This window comes from Rahnella woolbedingensis (assembly GCF_003602095.1).
Classification (GTDB): Bacteria; Pseudomonadota; Gammaproteobacteria; order Enterobacterales; family Enterobacteriaceae; genus Rahnella; species Rahnella woolbedingensis.
On record NZ_RAHH01000044.1, the window covers coordinates 1 to 21127 of the forward strand.

At 51.8% G+C, this 21127-nt stretch carries 18 protein-coding genes and 1 riboswitch; of the genes, 11 read left to right on the forward strand and 7 right to left on the reverse strand.

The genetic code is table 11. The features are described 5' to 3' along the window. The 9 genes from D6C13_RS26255 to rpoC all read left to right on the forward strand — a co-directional run. A partial coding sequence (locus D6C13_RS26255) for an EF-Tu C-terminal domain-related protein (protein WP_130634147.1) occupies positions 1–68 on the forward strand: 68 nt, incomplete at its 5' end. A gap of 253 nt (positions 69–321) precedes the next feature. Further along, positions 322–705 (forward strand): preprotein translocase subunit SecE, encoded by a 384-nt coding sequence (gene secE / locus D6C13_RS23655; RefSeq protein WP_034794996.1) that lies wholly within the window; start codon positions 322–324, stop codon positions 703–705. Then, entirely contained in the window at positions 706–1251 is a 546-nt protein-coding gene (gene nusG / locus D6C13_RS23660) for a transcription termination/antitermination protein NusG (protein ID WP_009639145.1), read from the forward strand. It abuts the gene before it with no gap. A gap of 178 nt (positions 1252–1429) precedes the next feature. Then, positions 1430–1858, forward strand: coding sequence for a 50S ribosomal protein L11 (rplK, locus tag D6C13_RS23665; protein WP_120135112.1), 429 nt, complete (start codon positions 1430–1432; stop codon positions 1856–1858). Between the two features lie 3 nt (positions 1859–1861). Next, on the forward strand, positions 1862–2566 hold the full coding sequence (gene rplA, locus D6C13_RS23670; protein ID WP_120135113.1) for a 50S ribosomal protein L1: 705 nt from the start codon (positions 1862–1864) through the stop codon (positions 2564–2566). 337 nt (positions 2567–2903) lie between these two features. Beyond that, on the forward strand, positions 2904–3401 hold the full coding sequence (gene rplJ, locus D6C13_RS23680; protein WP_013577411.1) for a 50S ribosomal protein L10: 498 nt from the start codon (positions 2904–2906) through the stop codon (positions 3399–3401). 66 nt (positions 3402–3467) lie between these two features. Continuing rightward, a complete protein-coding gene (rplL, locus tag D6C13_RS23685) occupies positions 3468–3833 on the forward strand; it encodes a 50S ribosomal protein L7/L12 (protein ID WP_120135114.1) in 366 nt (121 codons plus the stop codon). Positions 3834–4165: 332 nt separating this feature from the next. Continuing rightward, on the forward strand, positions 4166–8194 hold the full coding sequence (gene rpoB / locus D6C13_RS23690; protein ID WP_120135115.1) for a DNA-directed RNA polymerase subunit beta: 4029 nt from the start codon (positions 4166–4168) through the stop codon (positions 8192–8194). 91 nt (positions 8195–8285) lie between these two features. After that, a complete protein-coding gene (gene rpoC / locus D6C13_RS23695) occupies positions 8286–12506 on the forward strand; it encodes a DNA-directed RNA polymerase subunit beta' (RefSeq protein WP_120135116.1) in 4221 nt (1406 codons plus the stop codon). 238 nt (positions 12507–12744) lie between these two features. Here rpoC and thiH read toward each other — a convergent pair whose 3' ends face one another. The 7 genes from thiH to rsd form a co-directional block, all read right to left on the reverse strand. Continuing rightward, positions 12745–13923: a 2-iminoacetate synthase ThiH gene (gene thiH / locus D6C13_RS23700; RefSeq protein ID WP_120135117.1), complete on the reverse strand. Its 1179-nt coding sequence runs from the start codon at positions 13921–13923 to the stop codon at positions 12745–12747. Beyond that, positions 13920–14699 carry a thiazole synthase gene (locus tag D6C13_RS23705; protein WP_120135118.1) on the reverse strand — a complete coding sequence of 260 codons (780 nt, stop codon included), beginning with the start codon at positions 14697–14699 and terminating at the stop codon, positions 13920–13922. Before D6C13_RS23705 ends, thiH begins: the two co-directional genes overlap by 4 nt. Before the next feature lies 1 nt (position 14700). After that, the gene (gene thiS / locus D6C13_RS23710) at positions 14701–14901 is read right to left on the reverse strand and encodes a sulfur carrier protein ThiS (protein WP_120135119.1); all 201 of its coding nucleotides are present in this window, start codon (positions 14899–14901) and stop codon (positions 14701–14703) included. Further along, positions 14898–15647 carry a HesA/MoeB/ThiF family protein gene (locus D6C13_RS23715; protein WP_120135120.1) on the reverse strand — a complete coding sequence of 250 codons (750 nt, stop codon included), beginning with the start codon at positions 15645–15647 and terminating at the stop codon, positions 14898–14900. Before D6C13_RS23715 ends, thiS begins: the two co-directional genes overlap by 4 nt. Further along, positions 15640–16293, reverse strand: a complete 654-nt coding sequence (gene thiE, locus D6C13_RS23720) for a thiamine phosphate synthase (protein WP_120135121.1) — start codon at positions 16291–16293, stop codon at positions 15640–15642. The genes D6C13_RS23715 and thiE overlap by 8 nt, the downstream gene beginning before the upstream one ends. Further along, a complete protein-coding gene (gene thiC, locus D6C13_RS23725) occupies positions 16290–18254 on the reverse strand; it encodes a phosphomethylpyrimidine synthase ThiC (RefSeq protein ID WP_120135122.1) in 1965 nt (654 codons plus the stop codon). Before thiC ends, thiE begins: the two co-directional genes overlap by 4 nt. Before the next feature lie 122 nt (positions 18255–18376). Beyond that, a riboswitch (TPP riboswitch) is annotated at positions 18377–18503 on the reverse strand. Between the two features lie 85 nt (positions 18504–18588). After that, the gene (gene rsd, locus D6C13_RS23730; protein ID WP_120135123.1) at positions 18589–19104 is read right to left on the reverse strand and encodes a sigma D regulator; all 516 of its coding nucleotides are present in this window, start codon (positions 19102–19104) and stop codon (positions 18589–18591) included. A 98-nt stretch (positions 19105–19202) separates the two neighbouring features. Here rsd and nudC point away from each other — a divergent pair, with 98 nt between their 5' ends. Both nudC and hemE read left to right on the forward strand, forming a co-directional pair. Beyond that, entirely contained in the window at positions 19203–19988 is a 786-nt protein-coding gene (nudC, locus tag D6C13_RS23735; protein ID WP_120135124.1) for an NAD(+) diphosphatase, read from the forward strand. A 71-nt stretch (positions 19989–20059) separates the two neighbouring features. Next, positions 20060–21124 (forward strand): uroporphyrinogen decarboxylase, encoded by a 1065-nt coding sequence (gene hemE, locus D6C13_RS23740; RefSeq protein WP_120135125.1) that lies wholly within the window; start codon positions 20060–20062, stop codon positions 21122–21124. Positions 21125–21127: the final 3 nt, after the last annotated feature.

Below are 21127 nucleotides of genomic sequence, written 5' to 3' on the forward strand. Positions count from 1 at the left end.
TGCGTTTCGCAATCCGTGAAGGCGGCCGTACTGTAGGCGCTGGTGTTGTTGCTAAAGTTATCGCTTAATCGCTGATAGTTTTTTGTCACTATAAGTTGACGCAATACACACTAAAAGGGCATCATTCGATGCCCTTTTTTCTACGCTGTGGTGCTAGAACCTATCTCATCAGCGATTTATACGTCATAATCACTGGTGAGATAGGCTCTGAGATATAGCGTAAAACACCGAATTGCGCTCGAGTAGAGCATCGATCGGTTTGGTTTGCCTCGCAATGCGAGGCAAAGTTGTTTGTTCTGAATCATTGTGACGGGTTGGTTTATGAGTGCGAATACCGAGGCTCAAGGGAGCGGGCGCGGCCTGGAAGCGGTAAAGTGGCTGGTTGTTGCCGTTTTGTTGGTTGTAGCTATTGTCGGTAACTATTATTACCGTGCATACAGCCTGCCGTTACGCGCGTTAGCCGTAGTAGTTATTATCGCAATTGCAGGCGCAGTGGCTTTATTGACCACTAAAGGCAAGGCGACAGTCGCGTTTGCTCGTGAAGCGCGTACAGAAGTACGTAAAGTCATTTGGCCAACGCGCCAGGAAACATTGCATACCACACTGATCGTTGCTGCGGTGACTGCCGTTATGTCTCTGATTCTGTGGGGGCTGGATGGTATTTTAGTCCGCCTGGTATCTTTCATTACTGGCTTGAGGTTCTAAATGTCTGAAGCACCTAAAAAACGTTGGTACGTCGTTCAGGCGTTTTCTGGCTTTGAAGGCCGCGTAGCGCAATCGCTGCGTGAGCACATCAAATTACATGACATGGAAGAACTGTTTGGTGAAGTCATGGTTCCAACCGAAGAAGTGGTTGAGATCCGTGGTGGCCAGCGCCGTAAAAGTGAACGTAAATTCTTCCCGGGTTATGTGCTGGTACAGATGGTCATGAATGACGCCAGCTGGCACTTAGTTCGCAGCGTTCCTCGTGTAATGGGCTTCATTGGCGGAACGTCAGATCGTCCTGCACCAATCAGCGATAAAGAAGTTGATGCGATCATGAATCGCCTGCAACAAGTGGGTGATAAGCCACGTCCGAAAACATTGTTTGAACCAGGTGAACTGGTACGTGTTAACGACGGTCCGTTTGCGGACTTCAACGGTGTGGTCGAAGAAGTGGATTACGAGAAAAGCCGCCTGAAAGTGTCTGTATCCATCTTTGGCCGTGCAACACCGGTTGAACTGGACTTCGGTCAGGTTGAAAAAGGCTAACGACAGCTTTCTAAATATTCATTAGAACAGATGTTGTACAAGGCGCGAAATTGAACTATAATTTCGCGCCTTTTGTTTTTATGCGCAGCCTCTGCACATAAATTATAAAGAACAAAGTACTGTAAATAACGGGGAGCCTCTTCAAACAGGCGATATTACCCAAACGAGGATATTTACCATGGCCAAGAAAGTACAAGCCTACGTCAAGCTGCAAGTTTCAGCTGGTATGGCAAACCCAAGTCCGCCAGTTGGTCCAGCTCTGGGTCAACAAGGCGTGAACATCATGGAATTCTGTAAGGCGTTCAATGCTAAGACTGATAGCATGGAAAAAGGCCTGCCAATTCCTGTTGTTATTACTGTTTATTCTGACCGTTCTTTCACCTTCATTACCAAAACCCCTCCTGCAGCAGTACTGCTGAAGAAAGCGGCTGGTATCAAGTCTGGTTCTGGCAAGCCGAACAAAGACAAAGTGGGTAAAGTAACGAGTGCTCAGGTTCGTGAAATCGCAGAAACCAAAGCTGCGGACATGACTGGTTCTGACGTTGAAGCGATGACTCGCTCCATCGAAGGTACTGCTCGTTCCATGGGCCTGGTAGTGGAGGATTAATAAATGGCTAAGCTGACCAAGCGCATGCGCGTGATCCGTGACAAAGTTGATGCTACTAAACAGTATGACATCACCGAAGCCGTTGCTCTGCTCAAAGAGCTGGCCACTGCTAAATTCGTAGAAAGCGTTGACGTTGCTGTTAACCTCGGCATCGACGCTCGTAAATCTGATCAAAACGTTCGCGGCGCAACCGTACTGCCACACGGCACCGGTCGTTCTGTTCGCGTTGCCGTCTTCACCCAAGGTGCAAACGCTGAAGCTGCTAAAGCTGCAGGCGCTGAGCTGGTAGGTATGGAAGATCTGGCAGACATGATCAAGAAAGGCGAAATGAACTTCGACGTTGTTATCGCATCTCCAGATGCAATGCGCGTTGTTGGCCAATTAGGTCAGGTGCTGGGCCCACGCGGTCTGATGCCTAACCCGAAAGTGGGTACTGTAACTCCTAACGTTGCTGAAGCGGTTAAGAACGCTAAAGCAGGTCAGGTTCGTTATCGTAACGACAAAAACGGCATCATCCATACCACTATCGGTAAGGTTGATTTCGAATCCGACAAGCTGAAAGAAAACCTGGAAGCTCTGTTGGTCGCTCTGAAAAAAGCGAAGCCTTCTCAGGCTAAAGGCGTTTTCATCAAGAAAGTAAGCCTGTCCACTACCATGGGCGCTGGTCTTGCTGTTGATCAAAGCGGCCTGAGCGCAATCGTTAATTAATTAACTGTTGGCGTTTATCGCTTTACGCGGGCGATAGATTTGTCTAGAATCTATGGCCCGTTGTTTCGTTAATGCGAAACCAAGATTTTTCGGTTGGAGCCTGGCCTATCCAGGCCTCCGTCCAAGACCGCAGGTGCTCTGAAAGGGGCTTAATTCTTCCTGCGTAGACGGTGACAGAGCCTGAAGAAAATATTTCTTTGTCTTTTTTATAAAGAATTAAGATTTGTCTTTGCTGGATTCTCTGCTCACCGTGTTTGAACGCTTGATATCGATTCTCGATAACAAGCGATGTGAGTTCCGGGGGTTTTCCCCGGCTAAATCCAGGAGCAAAAAGCTAATGGCATTAAATCTTCAAGACAAACAAGCGATTGTTGCTGAAGTCATCGAAGTAGCCAAAGGCGCGCTGTCTGCGGTTGTTGCGGATTCCCGTGGCGTAACTGTAGATAAAATGACTGAACTGCGTAAAGCAGGTCGTGAAGCTGGCGTTTACATGCGTGTTGTTCGTAACACCTTGATGCGTCGCGTCGTAGAAGGGACTCAGTTTGAGTGCCTGAAAGACACGTTTGTCGGTCCAACCTTGATTGCATTCTCTACTGAACACCCTGGCGCTGCTGCCCGTCTGTTCAAAGATTTCGCTAAAGCGAATGCAAAATTTGAGGTTAAAGCTGCGGCCTTTGAAGGTGAGTTTATCTCTGCGGCTCAAATTGACCGCTTGGCAACTCTGCCTACTTACGAAGAAGCAATCGCACGCCTGATGGCAACCATGAAAGAAGCCTCTGCAGGCAAATTGGTTCGCACTCTGGCTGCTGTACGCGATCAGAAAGAAGCTGCTTAATCAGCCTTTCTTTTCTCGTTCATTTGCTTACGTATAAACTATTTCTGAATTCTAGGAACACTTGAAATGTCAATCACTAAAGAACAAATCATTGAAGGCGTTGCAGCTCTGACTGTAATGGAAATCGTTGAACTGATCTCCGCTATGGAAGAGAAATTCGGCGTTTCTGCTGCTGCTGCTGTTGCAGGTCCTGCTGCTGCTGCTGAAGCTGTTGAAGAAAAAACTGAGTTCGACGTTGTTCTGGCCGCTGTTGGCGCGAACAAAGTTGCAGTTATCAAAGCTGTTCGTACCGCAACTGGCCTGGGTCTGAAAGAAGCTAAAGACCTGGTTGAGTCTGCTCCAGCAGCTCTGAAAGAAGGCATCAGCAAAGACGACGCTGAAGCTCTGAAAAAATCTCTGGAAGAAGCTGGTGCTTCTGTCGAAGTTAAGTAAGTTTAACTTCCCGGAGTGCAGTCTGTCCTAACAGACTGATGGCTGGTGACTTTTTAGTCACCAGCCTTTTTGCGCTATAGAGTGTCAGTGGTGTTTCACACTGTTTGAGCACTGAACTACTCTAATATCTCTTTCTTGAGACGCCTTAATATATTGCTGCCCCTTGCTGTAGCTCATCTACAGATAACGCACAACGAAATGATTTAAGAGTGATAGAAAACAGATATTGCGGGAAGCGTTTCTGCTTTCCGGTCGACATAAACGGTGTTGCATGAACTGTCCTTCTCAGGGCAGACAAGATTGGGTCACTGATCAGCGAGCTGAGGAACCCTATGGTTTACTCCTATACCGAGAAAAAACGCATTCGTAAGGATTTTGGTAAACGTCCACAAGTTCTGGACATTCCATATCTCCTTTCTATCCAGCTTGACTCGTTCCAGAAGTTTATCGAGCAAGATCCGGAAGGCCAATACGGTCTGGAAGCTGCATTCCGTTCTGTATTCCCTATAAAGAGCTACAGCGGTAACTCTGAGCTGCAATACGTTAGCTACCGTCTTGGTGAGCCTGTATTCGACGTTAAAGAATGCCAGATCCGTGGTGTGACGTTCTCCGCGCCACTGCGCGTGAAGCTGCGCCTGGTAATCTACGAACGTGAAGCGCCAGAAGGTACGGTCAAAGACATCAAGGAACAAGAAGTCTATATGGGCGAAATTCCGCTCATGACCGAAAATGGTACCTTCGTGATTAACGGTACTGAGAGGGTTATCGTATCTCAGCTGCACCGTAGTCCGGGCGTATTCTTCGACAGCGATAAGGGTAAAACCCACTCATCGGGTAAAGTGCTTTATAACGCACGTATCATCCCTTACCGCGGTTCATGGTTAGATTTCGAGTTTGACCCGAAAGACAACCTGTTTGTGCGTATTGACCGTCGCCGTAAATTGCCTGCGACCATCATTCTGCGTGCATTAAACTACACGACTGAACAGATCCTTGACCTGTTCTTTGACAAGGTGACTTACCAGATCCGCGACAATAAGTTGCAGATGGAGCTGGTACCTGAGCGCCTGCGTGGTGAAACAGCTTCCTTTGATATCGAAGCTGACGGCAAAGTCTATGTAGAAAAAGGCCGCCGCATCACTGCCCGTCATATTCGTCAGCTTGAAAAAGACGAAATTCAGCGCATCGAAGTTCCTGTTGAATACATCGCAGGGAAAGTAGTCTCTAAAGACTACATCGACACCAATACCGGTGAGCTGATCGTCCCGGCTAACATGGAATTGTCTCTGGATCTGCTGGCTAAGCTCAGCCAGTCTGGTCACAAAACCATTGAAACGCTGTTCACCAACGACCTCGATCATGGCGCGTACATGTCCGAGACCATTCGCGTCGACCCAACCAGCGATCGCCTGAGCGCACTGGTTGAGATCTACCGAATGATGCGTCCTGGTGAGCCACCAACGCGTGAAGCGGCTGAAAGCCTGTTCGAGAACTTGTTCTTCTCTGAAGATCGTTACGACCTGTCTGCTGTAGGTCGTATGAAGTTCAACCGTTCTTTGCTGCGTGATGAAATCGAAGGTTCAGGTATCCTGAGCAAAGACGACATCATCCAGGTCATGATTAAACTGATCGGGATCCGTAACGGCCAGGGCGAAGTGGACGATATCGACCACTTGGGCAACCGTCGTATTCGTTCCGTCGGTGAAATGGCTGAAAACCAATTCCGTGTAGGTTTGGTTCGTGTTGAGCGTGCGGTTAAAGAGCGTCTGTCTCTTGGCGACCTCGACACTCTGATGCCTCAGGACATGATCAACGCGAAGCCGATTTCGGCCGCGGTGAAAGAGTTCTTCGGCTCAAGCCAGCTGTCACAATTTATGGACCAGAACAACCCGTTGTCTGAGATCACGCACAAACGTCGTATCTCTGCATTGGGCCCGGGCGGTTTGACCCGTGAACGTGCTGGCTTTGAAGTTCGAGACGTGCACCCGACTCACTACGGTCGCGTATGTCCAATCGAAACGCCAGAAGGTCCAAACATCGGTCTGATCAACTCCTTGTCTGTGTACGCACAGACCAATGAGTATGGTTTCCTGGAAACCCCTTACCGCCGTGTGCGTGAAGGTATGGTTACCGATGAAATTAACTACCTGTCTGCCATCGAAGAAGGCAACTTTGTTATCGCTCAGGCGAACTCCAACCTGGATGACGAAGGCCACTTCCTGGAAGATTTAGTCACTTGTCGTAGCAAAGGCGAATCAAGCCTGTTTAGCCGCGATCAGGTTGACTACATGGACGTTTCCACCCAGCAGATCGTTTCTGTTGGTGCATCTCTGATTCCATTCCTGGAACACGATGACGCCAACCGTGCATTGATGGGTGCGAACATGCAACGTCAGGCTGTTCCTACTCTGCGTGCTGATAAGCCGCTGGTAGGTACAGGTATGGAACGTGCGGTTGCGGTTGACTCCGGTGTTACAGCCGTAGCGAAACGTGGCGGTATTGTTCAGTACGTGGATGCATCCCGTATCGTTATTCGTGTTAACGAAGAAGAGATGTACCCGGGCGAAGCAGGTATCGACATTTATAACCTGACCAAATATACCCGTTCTAACCAAAACACCTGCATCAACCAGATGCCGTGTGTGAATCTGGGCGAACCAATCGAGCGCGGCGACGTGCTGGCAGATGGTCCGTCAACAGATCTGGGTGAACTGGCTCTGGGTCAGAACATGCGTGTCGCGTTCATGCCTTGGAACGGTTACAACTTCGAAGACTCCATCTTAGTCTCCGAACGTGTTGTGCAGGAAGACCGCTTCACGACCATCCATATTCAGGAACTGGCATGTGTGTCCCGTGACACCAAGCTGGGGCCGGAAGAGATCACCGCTGACATCCCTAACGTGGGTGAAGCTGCGCTCTCCAAACTGGATGAATCCGGTATCGTTTATATCGGTGCTGAAGTGACCGGCGGTGACATTCTGGTTGGTAAGGTAACGCCGAAAGGTGAAACCCAACTGACGCCAGAAGAGAAACTGCTGCGTGCGATCTTCGGTGAGAAAGCGTCTGACGTTAAAGACTCTTCTCTGCGTGTACCAAACGGCGTTTCCGGTACGATTATTGACGTGCAGGTCTTTACCCGCGATGGCGTGGAAAAAGACAAGCGTGCGTTAGAAATCGAAGAAATGCAGCTGAAACAGGCTAAGAAAGACCTGACTGAAGAGCTGCAAATTCTGGAAGCAGGTCTGTTTGCACGTATCCAGTCTGCGCTGGTTGCTGGCGGTGTTGAAGCTGACAAGCTGGGCAAATTGCCTCGCGACCGTTGGTTAGAACTGTCACTGACTGACGAAGACAAACAGAATCAGTTGGAACAGCTTGCTGAACAGTACGACGAACTGAAATCTGAGTTTGAGAAAAAACTCGAAGCTAAGCGTCGTAAAATCACTCAGGGCGATGATCTGGCACCAGGTGTGCTGAAAATCGTTAAAGTGTATTTGGCCGTTAAACGTCAAATCCAGCCTGGTGATAAGATGGCAGGCCGCCACGGTAACAAAGGTGTTATCTCCAAGATCAACCCGATCGAAGATATGCCTTACGATGAAAACGGGACTCCTGTTGATATCGTACTGAACCCGCTGGGCGTTCCATCACGTATGAACATTGGTCAGATTTTGGAAACCCACCTGGGTATGGCCGCGAAAGGTATTGGTGAAAAAATCAATGCCATGCTGAAGAAACACGAAGAAGTTTCTAAGCTGCGCGAGTTCATCCAGCGTGCCTATGATCTGGGCGACGATGTACGTCAGAAAGTTGATCTGAACACCTTCACCGATGACGAAGTACTGCGTCTGGCTGAGAACCTGAAAAAAGGTATGCCAATCGCAACACCAGTCTTCGACGGTGCGAAAGAGACAGAGATCAAGCAACTGCTTGAAATGGGCGGCGTCCCAACCTCTGGCCAGATCACACTGTTTGACGGCCGTACCGGCGAGCAATTCGAGCGTCAGGTTACCGTCGGCTACATGTACATGCTGAAACTGAACCACCTTGTTGACGATAAGATGCACGCGCGTTCTACCGGTTCTTACAGCCTTGTTACTCAGCAGCCGCTGGGTGGTAAAGCTCAGTTCGGTGGTCAGCGCTTCGGTGAGATGGAAGTGTGGGCACTGGAAGCATACGGTGCCGCATATACCCTGCAGGAAATGCTGACTGTTAAGTCCGATGACGTGAACGGCCGTACTAAGATGTATAAAAACATCGTAGATGGCGATCATCGTATGGAACCAGGCATGCCGGAATCCTTCAACGTACTGTTGAAAGAAATCCGTTCTCTTGGTATCAACATCGAGCTGGAAGACGAGTAAGCACTCGAATTCGCACTGATCACAGGGGCACCTGCCTGTTAATCAATACAGACCAGGTGCCTAACAGGTCTAACCCGACGGGAGCCAATCCGTGAAAGACTTACTAAAGTTTCTGAAAGCGCAAACTAAGACCGAAGAGTTTGATGCGATCAAAATTGCTCTGGCATCGCCAGACATGATCCGTTCTTGGTCTTTTGGTGAAGTTAAGAAGCCAGAAACCATTAACTACCGTACGTTCAAACCAGAACGTGACGGCCTTTTCTGCGCCCGTATCTTCGGACCAGTAAAAGACTACGAATGCCTGTGCGGTAAGTACAAGCGTTTAAAACATCGCGGCGTGATCTGCGAGAAGTGCGGCGTTGAAGTGACCCAGACTAAAGTACGCCGTGAGCGTATGGGCCACATCGAACTGGCTTCCCCGACTGCACACATCTGGTTCCTGAAATCGCTGCCATCGCGCATCGGTTTGCTGCTGGATATGCCACTGCGTGACATCGAACGTGTTCTGTACTTCGAATCCTATGTGGTTATCGAAGGCGGCATGACTAACCTCGAAAAACGCCAGATCCTGACTGAAGAGCAGTATCTGGACGCGTTGGAAGAGTTTGGTGATGAGTTCGACGCGAAGATGGGTGCGGAAGCAATTCAGGCTCTGTTGAAAAACATGGACCTGGAAGCCGAGTGCGAGCAACTGCGTGAAGAGTTGAACGAAACCAACTCCGAAACCAAACGTAAGAAGCTGACCAAGCGTATCAAGCTGCTGGAAGCGTTCGTTCAGTCTGGTAACAAACCAGAGTGGATGATCCTGACCGTGCTGCCGGTACTGCCGCCAGACTTGCGTCCGTTGGTTCCGCTGGACGGCGGCCGTTTCGCAACGTCAGATCTGAATGATCTGTATCGTCGCGTTATCAACCGTAACAACCGTCTGAAACGCCTGCTGGATCTGGCTGCGCCAGACATCATCGTACGTAACGAAAAACGTATGCTGCAAGAAGCGGTAGATGCTTTGCTGGATAACGGCCGTCGCGGTCGTGCTATCACCGGCTCTAACAAGCGTCCGCTGAAATCTCTGGCAGACATGATTAAAGGTAAACAGGGTCGTTTCCGTCAGAACTTGCTGGGTAAACGTGTCGACTACTCTGGTCGTTCCGTTATCACCGTAGGTCCATACCTGCGTCTGCACCAGTGTGGTCTGCCGAAGAAAATGGCACTGGAACTGTTCAAACCGTTCATTTACGGCAAGCTGGAACTGCGTGGCCTGGCCACCACCATCAAAGCCGCGAAGAAAATGGTTGAGCGCGAAGAAGCTGTCGTTTGGGATATCCTGGACGAAGTTATCCGCGAACACCCGGTACTGCTGAACCGTGCACCAACCCTGCACCGTTTGGGTATCCAGGCGTTTGAACCGGTTCTGATCGAAGGTAAAGCAATTCAGCTGCACCCGCTGGTTTGTGCGGCATATAACGCCGACTTCGATGGTGACCAGATGGCTGTTCACGTACCGTTGACGCTGGAAGCTCAGCTGGAAGCGCGTGCGTTGATGATGTCTACCAACAACATCCTGTCACCTGCGAACGGCGAGCCAATCATCGTTCCTTCTCAGGACGTTGTATTGGGTCTGTACTACATGACCCGTGACTGTGTTAACGCCAAAGGCGAAGGCATGGTTCTGACCGGTCCTAAAGAAGCTGAGCGTATTTACCGCGCCGGTTTGGCCTCTCTGCATGCGCGTGTCAAAGTGCGTATTACTGAAGAGATCAAAAATACCGAAGGCGAAGTTACGCACAAGACGTCGATTATCGACACGACTGTTGGTCGCGCCATCCTTTGGATGATCGTCCCTAAAGGTCTGCCGTTCTCTATCGTCAACCAGCCTCTGGGCAAAAAAGCTATCTCCAAAATGCTGAACACCTGTTACCGCATTTTGGGCCTGAAGCCGACCGTTATTTTTGCTGACCAGATCATGTACACCGGTTTTGCTTACGCTGCCCGTTCAGGCGCGTCAGTAGGTATCGATGACATGGTAATCCCTGCGAAGAAAGCAGAGATCATCGAAGAAGCAGAAACCGAAGTTGCTGAAATCCAGGAACAGTTCCAGTCTGGTCTGGTAACTGCTGGCGAACGCTATAACAAAGTGATCGACATCTGGGCTGCGGCCAACGAACGTGTTGCTAAGGCAATGATGGAAAACTTGTCTGTTGAAGACGTCGTCAACCGTGACGGTGTTGTTGAACAGCAGGTTTCCTTCAACAGTATCTTTATGATGGCCGACTCCGGTGCGCGTGGTTCTGCTGCACAGATTCGCCAGCTGGCCGGTATGCGTGGCCTGATGGCTAAGCCGGATGGTTCCATCATTGAAACGCCAATCACCGCGAACTTCCGTGAAGGTCTGAACGTACTCCAGTACTTCATCTCTACTCACGGTGCTCGTAAAGGCTTAGCGGATACCGCACTGAAAACTGCGAACTCCGGTTATCTGACCCGTCGTCTGGTTGACGTGGCACAGGATCTGGTAGTGACCGAAGACGACTGTGGTACTCACGAAGGCATCATGATGACTCCGGTCATCGAAGGTGGCGACGTTAAAGAACCCCTGCGCGAACGTGTATTGGGTCGTGTGACTGCCGAAGATATCATCAAGCCGGGTACGGCTGATATCCTGGTTCCACGTAACACCCTGCTTCACGAGAAGACGTGTGATCTGTTAGAAGAAAACTCTGTCGACAGCGTGAAAGTACGTTCAGTCGTAAGTTGCGAAACTGACTTTGGTGTGTGTGCAAACTGCTACGGTCGCGACCTGGCACGTGGTCACATCATCAACAAAGGTGAAGCGATCGGTGTTATTGCAGCACAGTCAATCGGTGAGCCGGGTACACAGCTGACGATGCGTACGTTCCACATCGGTGGTGCGGCATCTCGTGCGGCAGCGGAATCCAGCATCCAGGTTAAGAACACGGGTACCATTAAACTGAGCAACCACAAGCACGTTAGCAACTCTAACGGCAAACTGGTCATCACTTCCCGTAACACTGAGCTGAAATTGATCGACGAATTCGGTCGTACCAAAGAAAGCTATAAAGTGCCTTACGGTTCCGTGATGGGCAAAGGCGATGGCGCATCTGTTAACGGCGGCGAAACCGTTGCTAACTGGGATCCGCACACAATGCCAGTTATCAGTGAAGTGAGTGGTTTCATTCGCTTTGCCGATATGGTGGATACTCAGACCATCACACGCCAGACTGACGACCTGACCGGTTTGTCTTCTCTGGTCGTTCTGGACTCTGCAGAGCGTACCGGTAGCGGTAAAGATCTGCGTCCGGCACTGAAAATCGTTGACGCTAAAGGCGACGACGTATTGATCCCAGGTACTGATATGCCTGCTCAATACTTCCTGCCAGGTAAAGCGATTGTTCAGTTGGAAGATGGTACTCAGATCCACTCTGGTGACACCCTGGCGCGTATTCCTCAGGAATCCGGCGGTACCAAGGACATCACCGGTGGTCTGCCACGCGTTGCTGACCTGTTCGAAGCACGTCGTCCGAAAGAGCCTGCAATCCTTGCTGAAATCAGCGGGATCATCTCCTTCGGTAAAGAAACTAAAGGCAAACGTCGTCTGGTAATTTCTCCGTTAGATGGCAGCGATGCTTACGAAGAAATGATCCCTAAATGGCGTCAGCTGAACGTGTTCGAAGGCGAAGTTGTGGAACGTGGTGACGTCGTATCCGACGGCCCAGAGTCTCCGCACGACATCTTGCGTTTACGTGGTGTTCACGCGGTTACCCGCTACATCACCAACGAAGTGCAGGAAGTTTACCGTCTGCAAGGCGTTAAGATTAACGATAAACACATCGAAGTTATCGTTCGTCAGATGTTGCGTAAAGGCACCATCGTTAGCGCTGGTGGCACAGACTTCCTGGAAGGCGAGCAGGCAGAAATGTCTCGCGTTAAAATCGCTAACCGTAAGCTGGAAGCTGAAGGCAAAATCACGGCAACATTCAGCCGTGACCTGCTCGGTATCACCAAGGCATCCCTGGCGACCGAATCCTTCATCTCTGCTGCATCGTTCCAGGAAACCACGCGCGTTCTTACCGAAGCGGCTGTTGCCGGTAAACGTGATGAACTGCGTGGCCTGAAAGAGAACGTTATCGTTGGCCGTCTGATCCCAGCCGGTACCGGTTACGCTTATCACCAGGATCGTGCACGCCGTAAAGCACAGGGCGAAGTGCCAGTTGTACCGCAAGTCAGCGCGGACGAAGCAACGGCTAACCTGGCTGAACTGCTGAACGCAGGTTTCGGTAACAGCGACGATTAATCGTCTTCTGTCGAAACGCATAAAACCGCTCCTTCGGGGGCGGTTTTTTTTTGCCTGAATTTTGTGAGTGAGTTTGAAAACTGAAGGAACTGGAGGAGCCGGAACCAGGTACTGGACGATACCCGTTCCGGCTGTTTTGGAAGCAGCGCCGGGATAAATGGCGCCGACCGGTTGCGAATGTGCAGCGGCAAACGCACAGTAATACGGGCGCTAATGATGCGCGAGAGGCAAAATTCCGTTATGGAATCCGTATTCCTGAGAATTTACCTGTTTGCTTTGTAACGACATTTTCCTGCGAGACGCGCCCCAAAAAACTGTCCCAGTCTTTCCAGACCGGCTGGAGCCCGGCTTGCGTTAACGCTTCTGCGACGCGTTGTGGAGAACGGTTATCGTGAGGTGCAAATTGTTCAAGTTCAGGATGATCGTCAGCATAGCCACCGGGTTGTGTCTTTGATCCGGCGCTGACAGTATTGATCGCCAGAGGAATGACGTGATCCCGGAAATAAGGCGATTCACGCGTCGACAGAGAAAGTTCGACGTCGGGTGCCAGCATTCTGAAGGCGCAAATCAGCTGTACCAGCTGATTTTCTTCCAGCAGGGAAGCAGGTTCGATCCCACCGGTACATGGGCGCAATCTCGGAAATGCCACCGAATAGCGGCTTTGCCAGTAAGTTTGTTGCAGGTACAACAAATGCTCCGCCACCATATAACTGTCCGTCCGCCAGTTGCCGGAAAGCCCGAACAGCGCACCCAGGCCGATTTTATCGATTCCAGCCCGCCCGAGCCGGTCCGGCGTTTCCAGCCGCCAGAAGAAATCCTGTTTTTGCCCCCGCAGATGATGCAGTGCATAAGTTGGCGCGTGATAGGTTTCCTGATAAACCAACACCCCGTCCAGCCCCAGGGTTTTCAGCTCGGCATATTCTTCCTGCTCAAGCGGCTGAACTTCGATCATCAGTGAATCGAAATGACCTCTGATCGCGGGGAAATGACGGCGGAAATAGTCCATGCCGACTTTCCCTTTATGTTCGCCGGTGACCAGCAACAGGTGTTTAAATCCCAGGGCATTCAGCGCTTCACATTCCCGTCCGATTTCATCCTCATCCAGCGTTTTACGCTTGATTTTATTGCTCATAGAGAAGCCGCAATACGTACATTCGTTGGCGCAAAGATTGGATAAGTACAGTGGTGCGAAAAAATTCACTGTATTGCCAAACCGCTGGCGCGTGAGTTGCTGCGCCCGCTGCGCCATGGGTTCGAGATAAGGCAGCGCTGCCGGAGAGATTAATGCCATAAAATCTTCACGGTCGATTTTATTCCGGCAGAGTGCCCGTTCGACATCCCGGGATGTTTTGCTGTGGATACGCAGGGAAAGGTCATCCCAGCCCAATGTTGACCAGGCATCCGTGAAGCTGCTCATGACGCCGCCTGCGAGGTATTGAGGAAACCGGTCAGCGGACTGGACGCGCTGGCGTGTCGTTGTCTGCCCCCCAAGCCGCTCTGGCGGGCAATCACTCCGGCTTGCACGGCCAGCCGGAATGCGGTTGCCATCGCGACCGGATCGCCGGCAACGGCTATTGCGGTATTGACCAGCACCGCATCGGCACCCATTTCCAGCGCTTCTGCGGCCTGGCTCGGCGCGCCAATACCGGCATCAACAACAACCGGAATTCGCGACTGCTCGATGATGATTTGCAAAAACTCACGGGTTTGCAGACCCTGATTGGAACCGATTGGCGCACCCAGCGGCATGACTGCGGCGCAACCGGCTTCCTCCAGCCGTTTGCACAAAACCGGATCTGCGCTGCAATACGGCAGTACAACAAAGCCTTGTTTCACCAGCACTTCTGCCGCTTTCAGTGTTTCAACAGCATCGGGCAGAAGATATTTCACATCCGGGTGGATTTCCAGTTTCACCCAGTTTGTCCCCAGCGCTTCTCTTGCCAGCTGCGCGGCAAATATCGCTTCCTCCGCCGTTTTAGCGCCCGACGTATTGGGCAGCAATCGGACGCCGAGCTGTTGCAGCGGAGACAACATATCGTCTCCGCCACGACGCAGGTCGACACGTTTCATCGCCATCGTCACCAGCTGAGAGCCGGAAGCTGCCAGCGCCTGTTGCATCAGCGCCGGACTGGCGAATTTTCCCGTACCGGTAAAAAGGTGCGACGTGAATGTAGTATCAGCAATTTTTAACATGTCAGCCTCCGGCTATCGCCTGAAAGAGCAAAATCTCATCGCCGTCTTCCAGTAAATGAGCAGGCCAGTTATCACGGGGGATGATGATCTGATTCACCGCCAGTGCGCAGCCCGCAGGATTTAACGCCAGTTCATTAAGCAGGGCCAGTAATGTCAGCGGCTGACTGAACGGGTGTGATTCTTCATTGACCAGAATGTTCATGCGAGGCCTCCGCAGACGATACAGGTTGAGGATCGTGTGAGTTGCAGCGAGCGCCAGTTCTGCGTCTTACCGTCGAACAGGCGTAATTTGCCGCTCAGAACAAAAGGTAAGCCCGCCAGAATCTTCAGCGCTTCCAGTGCCTGTAATGTGCCGATAGTACCGACAACTGGCCCGAGTACGCCGGATGTACGGCAGTTGCGTTGCACGGTTTCCTGATCCGGATATAAACAGGCGTAACAGCCGTGAGCATACGGGGCTTCAATCACCATAAGCTGTCCGCTGAACCCAACTGCGCTGCCGCTGATCAGGGTTTTCCCGGCATCCACGCAGGCTTTGTTGACTGCGTGCCGGGTTTCCATGTTGTCGCTGCAGTCTAAAATGATATCGGCATCCGTCACAGCACGGCTCAGCGACTCACCCGACAGACGTTCCGTGATAGCCACCGCTTCACAAAGCGGATTCAGGCGCAGCAGTTCACGCTTTGCCAGAACGGCCTTCGGCTGATCAAGGTCTGCCGTGCGGTAGAGGATTTGCCGCTGAAGATTGGTGATGTGCAACCGATCGTCATCGGCCAGAAACAGCGTGCCGACGCCCGCTGCCGCGAGATATAACGCAGCCGGAGAGCCCAGACCGCCGAGCCCGACGATCAGCACTTTCGCCGCCTGTAACTTTTCCTGCGCCTGCGGGCCGAATTCCTCCAGCATCAGCTGGCGGCTGTAGCGCATAAAAGCCGCATCGTTAAGCATCTTCCGGCACCTTGCTGGCGCATAACACCAGAAGTTCGGCAGTTGCCGCACGCCAGTCCGCCGCCTGCGTAATGGCGCTGACGACGGCAATGCTCCCGACGCCGCAATCAAGAACCGACGGCGCGCGGTCAATACTGATCCCGCCGATGGCCACCGTCGGGTAGCTGCCGTCGAGTTGCTTAATATGTCGGGTCAGTTCTTCCAGCCCCTGCGGTGACGACGGCATATCTTTCGTCTGCGTCGGGAAGATATGGCCGAGGGCAATGTACGAAGGATCCACGGCGACAGCGCGTGCAATTTCAGTATCGTCATGTGTGGAAACGCCCAGGCGTAAACCTGCCTGACGGATTGCCTCAAGATCGGCAGTATCCAGATCCTCCTGACCTAAATGCACGCCATATGCCTGATGCTTTACCGCCAGACGCCAGTAATCGTTGATGAATAACCGTGCCTGATATTTTTTTCCAAGGGCAATAGCCTCGATAATCGCCGGTTCGACGTCCTCATCGGGCAAATCTTTCACACGCAGTTGCAGCGTTTTAACGCCTGCGTCGAGCAGGCGGGCGATCCATTCCACGGTATCAACGACCGGATATAAACCGAGATGAAAAGGAACGGCAGGAAAGGGCTGAGCTGACTGATTCATTTGCTGTTCTCCGTGCTGAGATTGTCGGCAGGGTGATAGAGCTCGCTGCCGCGTGAACGATATTCGGCAGACATCTGTGCCATGCCGGACTCAACAAGTTCTATTGGCTGGGCTTTGGCTTCCAGCGCGGCGGCGTAATCGCGAACTTCCTGAGTAATTTTCATGGAGCAGAATTTGGGGCCGCACATCGAGCAGAAGTGTGCGACTTTGCCGGATTCCTGCGGCAATGTTTCATCGTGATAGGCGCGGGCCGTGGCGGGATCCAGAGCCAGATTGAACTGGTCTTCCCAGCGGAATTCAAAACGTGCTTTTGACATGGCATTGTCGCGGATTTGTGCGCCGGGATGCCCTTTCGCCAAATCGGCGGCGTGCGCTGCGATTTTGTAGGTGATCAGACCCTGCTTTACGTCTTCTTTATTCGGCAGGCCGAGATGCTCTTTCGGCGTGACATAACACAGCATGGCGCAGCCGAACCAGCCAATCATTGCCGCACCGATACCGGAAGTGAAATGATCGTAACCCGGTGCGATATCGGTAGTCAGCGGGCCGAGGGTATAAAACGGCGCTTCGTGGCAATGCTCGAGTTCTTCGGTCATGTTACGGCGGATCATCTGCATCGGCACATGCCCCGGCCCTTCGATCATCACCTGAACATCGTATTCCCAGGCGATTTTGGTCAGCTCGCCCAGCGTGCATAATTCGGCGAATTGTGCTTCGTCGTTGGCATCCTGAATCGAACCCGGACGCAGGCCGTCACCCAGTGAAAGTGAAACATCGTAGGCGGCGCAGATTTCACAGATTTCGCGGAAATGCTCAAACAGGAAACTTTCCCGATGATGTGACAGACACCATTTCGCCATAATTGAACCACCGCGTGACACAATTCCGGTCAGGCGTTTGGCGGTCATCGGCACGTAACGCAGCAGAACGCCAGCGTGAATGGTGAAGTAATCGACGCCTTGCTCGGCCTGCTCCAGCAACGTGTCGCGGAACATTTCCCAGTTCAGATCCTCGGCCACGCCATTCACTTTTTCCAGCGCCTGATAAATGGGCACCGTGCCGATCGGCACCGGGCTGTTACGCAGGATCCATTCGCGGGTTTCATGGATATAGCGACCGGTGGAAAGATCCATCACGGTGTCCGCCCCCCAGCGCGTCGACCAGACCAGTTTCTCGACTTCTTCTTCGATGGAAGATGTCACCGCCGAGTTACCGATATTAGCGTTCACTTTCACCAGGAAATTGCGGCCGATAATCATCGGTTCTGACTCAGGATGATTGATGTTAGCGGGAATAATCGCGCGACCGGCGGCGACTTCCTGACGGACAAACTCTGCAGTGATATTGGCGGGCAAATGTGCGCCAAAGCTTTCACCAGGGTGTTGCTGGCGCAAAACCTCACCGCGGATCCGCTCGCGCCCCATATTTTCGCGAATAGCGATGAATTCCATTTCCGGCGTAATCATGCCTTTGCGGGCGTAATGCAGTTGCGTGACATTTTTGCCCGACATGGCTTTGCGCGGGGGCGGCAGATGCTCGAAGCGGAGATGATCCAGTCCTTCATCCGCCATCCGCTGTTGAGTAAAGCCGGAACTGACCTGCACAAGTTCTTCCGTATCCGCCCGTTCTTTGATCCAGCGGGCGCGTAATTTCTCCAGACCGGTATGAACGTCGATGACTGCCGACGGATCGCCGTAAGGTCCGGCGGTGTCATAGACAGGGATCGCTTCGTTTTCCTCGAACTGTGGATTGTCTTTGCCGCCGCCGACCCGTGTCGGGCTGAGCTGGATTTCGCGCATCGGCACGCGGATATCTTCCCGGTCAGCTTCAAGATATATACGCCGGGAGTTGGGAAAGGCTTTGCCCTGCAAACTGTCGATAAACGACTGTGCCTGTGCACGTTGTTCACGGCGAAGAGAAGGTTTCTTTTCAGAAATAACGGGTTTTTGGGTACTCGACATAGCAAATTCCTCGCAAAAAAACGTGATGGAAAATTGCTTGTCTGGAGGTTTACGGCAGGAGTAAAAATGGGCTGTGCAGCACAGGTGGCCTGATACAGGCGGATGCCAGATTGCGCTGAACGCATAACATTACTCTTGTTCCCTTCGCGGGTACTAACCCGATCAGGTTCCGCGGATCCCGAATTAACGGTCTCAGCCTGGCGTAATTCTCAACAGAAAATTATGCGCTAGGCACTCCGACAAGAAGCCTCAATATAGGAGGCGTTTTTTGAAACTACAACTAAAAATACAACTAAAACCACAAACCTGCGCAGGGTTTTAGTGTGACAAATCGTTAAGCCGGTCTGGCGAGATGCTCTTCATTCGCAGGCGGTTTTTCTTCATGACTGTCGCGGTCAAATGCCAGAATAATCAATTGATCTTCCAGCTGAAAACGCGCATCCAGCGCTTCACCGACATCGGATAATGCATAATGAAATGCGAAAGCATTATCATCATCAATATCATTTTCAGTGTAACTATCATGGAAAGCCATGATAGCTTCAGTATTCAGTTCAAGGGCAGGGTATATTTTTGCAGCCTGTAATTTTATCGGGCTGTTTGCGCCTTCGACTTCATCAATGACGCGCTGATACAGATGGAAATGACCGGCAGAAAGATAGTCCACCAGGTTATGGCAAAAGTTATCCAGCGCTTTTTCATTGAGAGGGGTATGTTTTTCTTTATTGGGTTTCAGGCCGACCAAAGTGCAGTAGGAAACAAGCAGCTCTTTGCGCGCGTGCAGCCATTGATCCACTAACTCATTACTGCCACCAACGCGTTGGGTCAGTCTTTCCAGACGATTTAGCATGGTTGACTCCGTGAGCGATAAAAAAGTAACCAGAAGTTACTAATATGTGAATATCTTACTCAGATTGTCAGTCCCGACGAGGTTATGCAACAACAATTATGGAATTACAGATTACTGAGCAACACAACGGCTGGTGGGTCATCAGCCAGGAAGGCAAGCTGTGGCTGCCTGAGGGCGAACTGCCGTTTGGCAGCGCCGCACAATTTTCTCTGACCGGTAAAACGGCGCGTCAGATTGGCGAATGGCAGGGCGAATCTGTCTGGCTGGTCCGTCAGACAATGCCAAACCATATGGTTTCCGCCCGGCAACTGCTGGATCAGGATCGCGGATTATTCCAGCTGGTCGGGCGTGGCGTGCAGCTGTCAGAGTTTTACCGTTCGCATAAGTTCTGCGGATACTGCGGACATGAAATGCATGTCAGCAAGACCGAGTGGGCCGCGCTGTGCGGGCATTGTCGTGAACGTTATTACCCGCAGATTGCGCCCTGCATTATCGTGGCAATCCGCAAAGGTGATGAGATTTTGCTGGCGCAACACGTCCGTCATCGTAATGGTATTCATACGGTTCTGGCGGGTTTCGTGGAAGTCGGGGAAACGCTGGAAGAAACGGTGGCCCGCGAAGTCATGGAAGAAAGTAATATCCGCGTCAAGAATGTCCGTTACGTCAGTTCCCAGCCGTGGCCATTCCCCAATTCGCTGATGATGGCGTTTATGGCCGATTACGACAGCGGCGACATTATCGCAGACCCGAAAGAGCTGCTCAGCGCGGACTGGTACCGGTTTGACCAACTGCCACAGCTGCCACCGCCCGGCACGATTGCCCGCCGTCTGATTGAAGACACAGTTGCGCAGTGCCGCGCAGAAAGCGAAGACGACGACATCTAGCGTCAGTTTTGCGTGATAGAATGCCGTCATATGATTGTCGGACGGCCCGAATATTGAAGGAAAGAGCAAGAATGAATGAGTTGAAAAACGACCGTTACCTGCGAGCTTTGTTACGTCAGCCGGTGGACATTACACCGGTGTGGATGATGCGTCAGGCAGGTCGTTATTTGCCGGAGTATAAAGAAACCCGCGCTGAAGCCGGCGATTTTATGTCGCTGTGCAAAAATGCCGAGCTGGCCTGTGAAGTGACTTTACAGCCGCTTCGCCGCTATGCACTGGATGCGGCGATCCTGTTCTCCGACATCCTGACCATTCCTGATGCAATGGGGCTGGGGCTGTATTTCGAAGCCGGTGAAGGCCCGCGTTTTTCTTCGCCACTGACCAATCGTGCGGATGTCGAAAAGCTGCCGGTGCCCGATCCTGAAATGGAACTGGGTTACGTCATGAACGCCGTGCGTACCATCCGTAAAAACCTGAAAGGTGAAGTGCCGCTTATCGGTTTCTCCGGCAGTCCGTGGACACTGGCAACGTATATGATCGAAGGCGGCAGCAGCAAAGCCTTCACCAAAATCAAAAAAATGATGTACGCCGATCCGTCTACTCTGCACCTTTTGCTGGATAAAGTGGCCGACAGTGTCATTCTTTATCTGAATGCCCAAATTAAAGCGGGCGCGCAGTCGGTGATGATTTTTGACACCTGGGGTGGCGTGCTGACACCTCGCGATTACCGCGAGTTCTCCCTGAATTACATGCATAAAATCGTTGATGGCCTGATCCGTGAAAACGAAGGCCGCCGTGTGCCGGTCACATTGTTCACTAAAGGTGGCGGTCAGTGGCTGGAAGCGATGGCTGCGACGGGGTGTGACGCGCTGGGTCTGGACTGGACTACTGATATTGCTGAAGCGCGCCGTCGCGTAGGCGATAAAGTGGCGATTCAGGGCAACATGGATCCTTCCATGCTGTACGCCTCACCCGTGCGTATTGAACAGGAAGTGGAGACCATTTTGGCTGGTTTCGGCAGAGGTAATGGCCATGTGTTTAACCTTGGTCACGGTATCCATCAGGACGTTCCGCCAGAAAATGCGGGTGCCTTTGTCGAGGCGGTGCACAGCCTGTCCCGGCAGTATCACGAATAATCC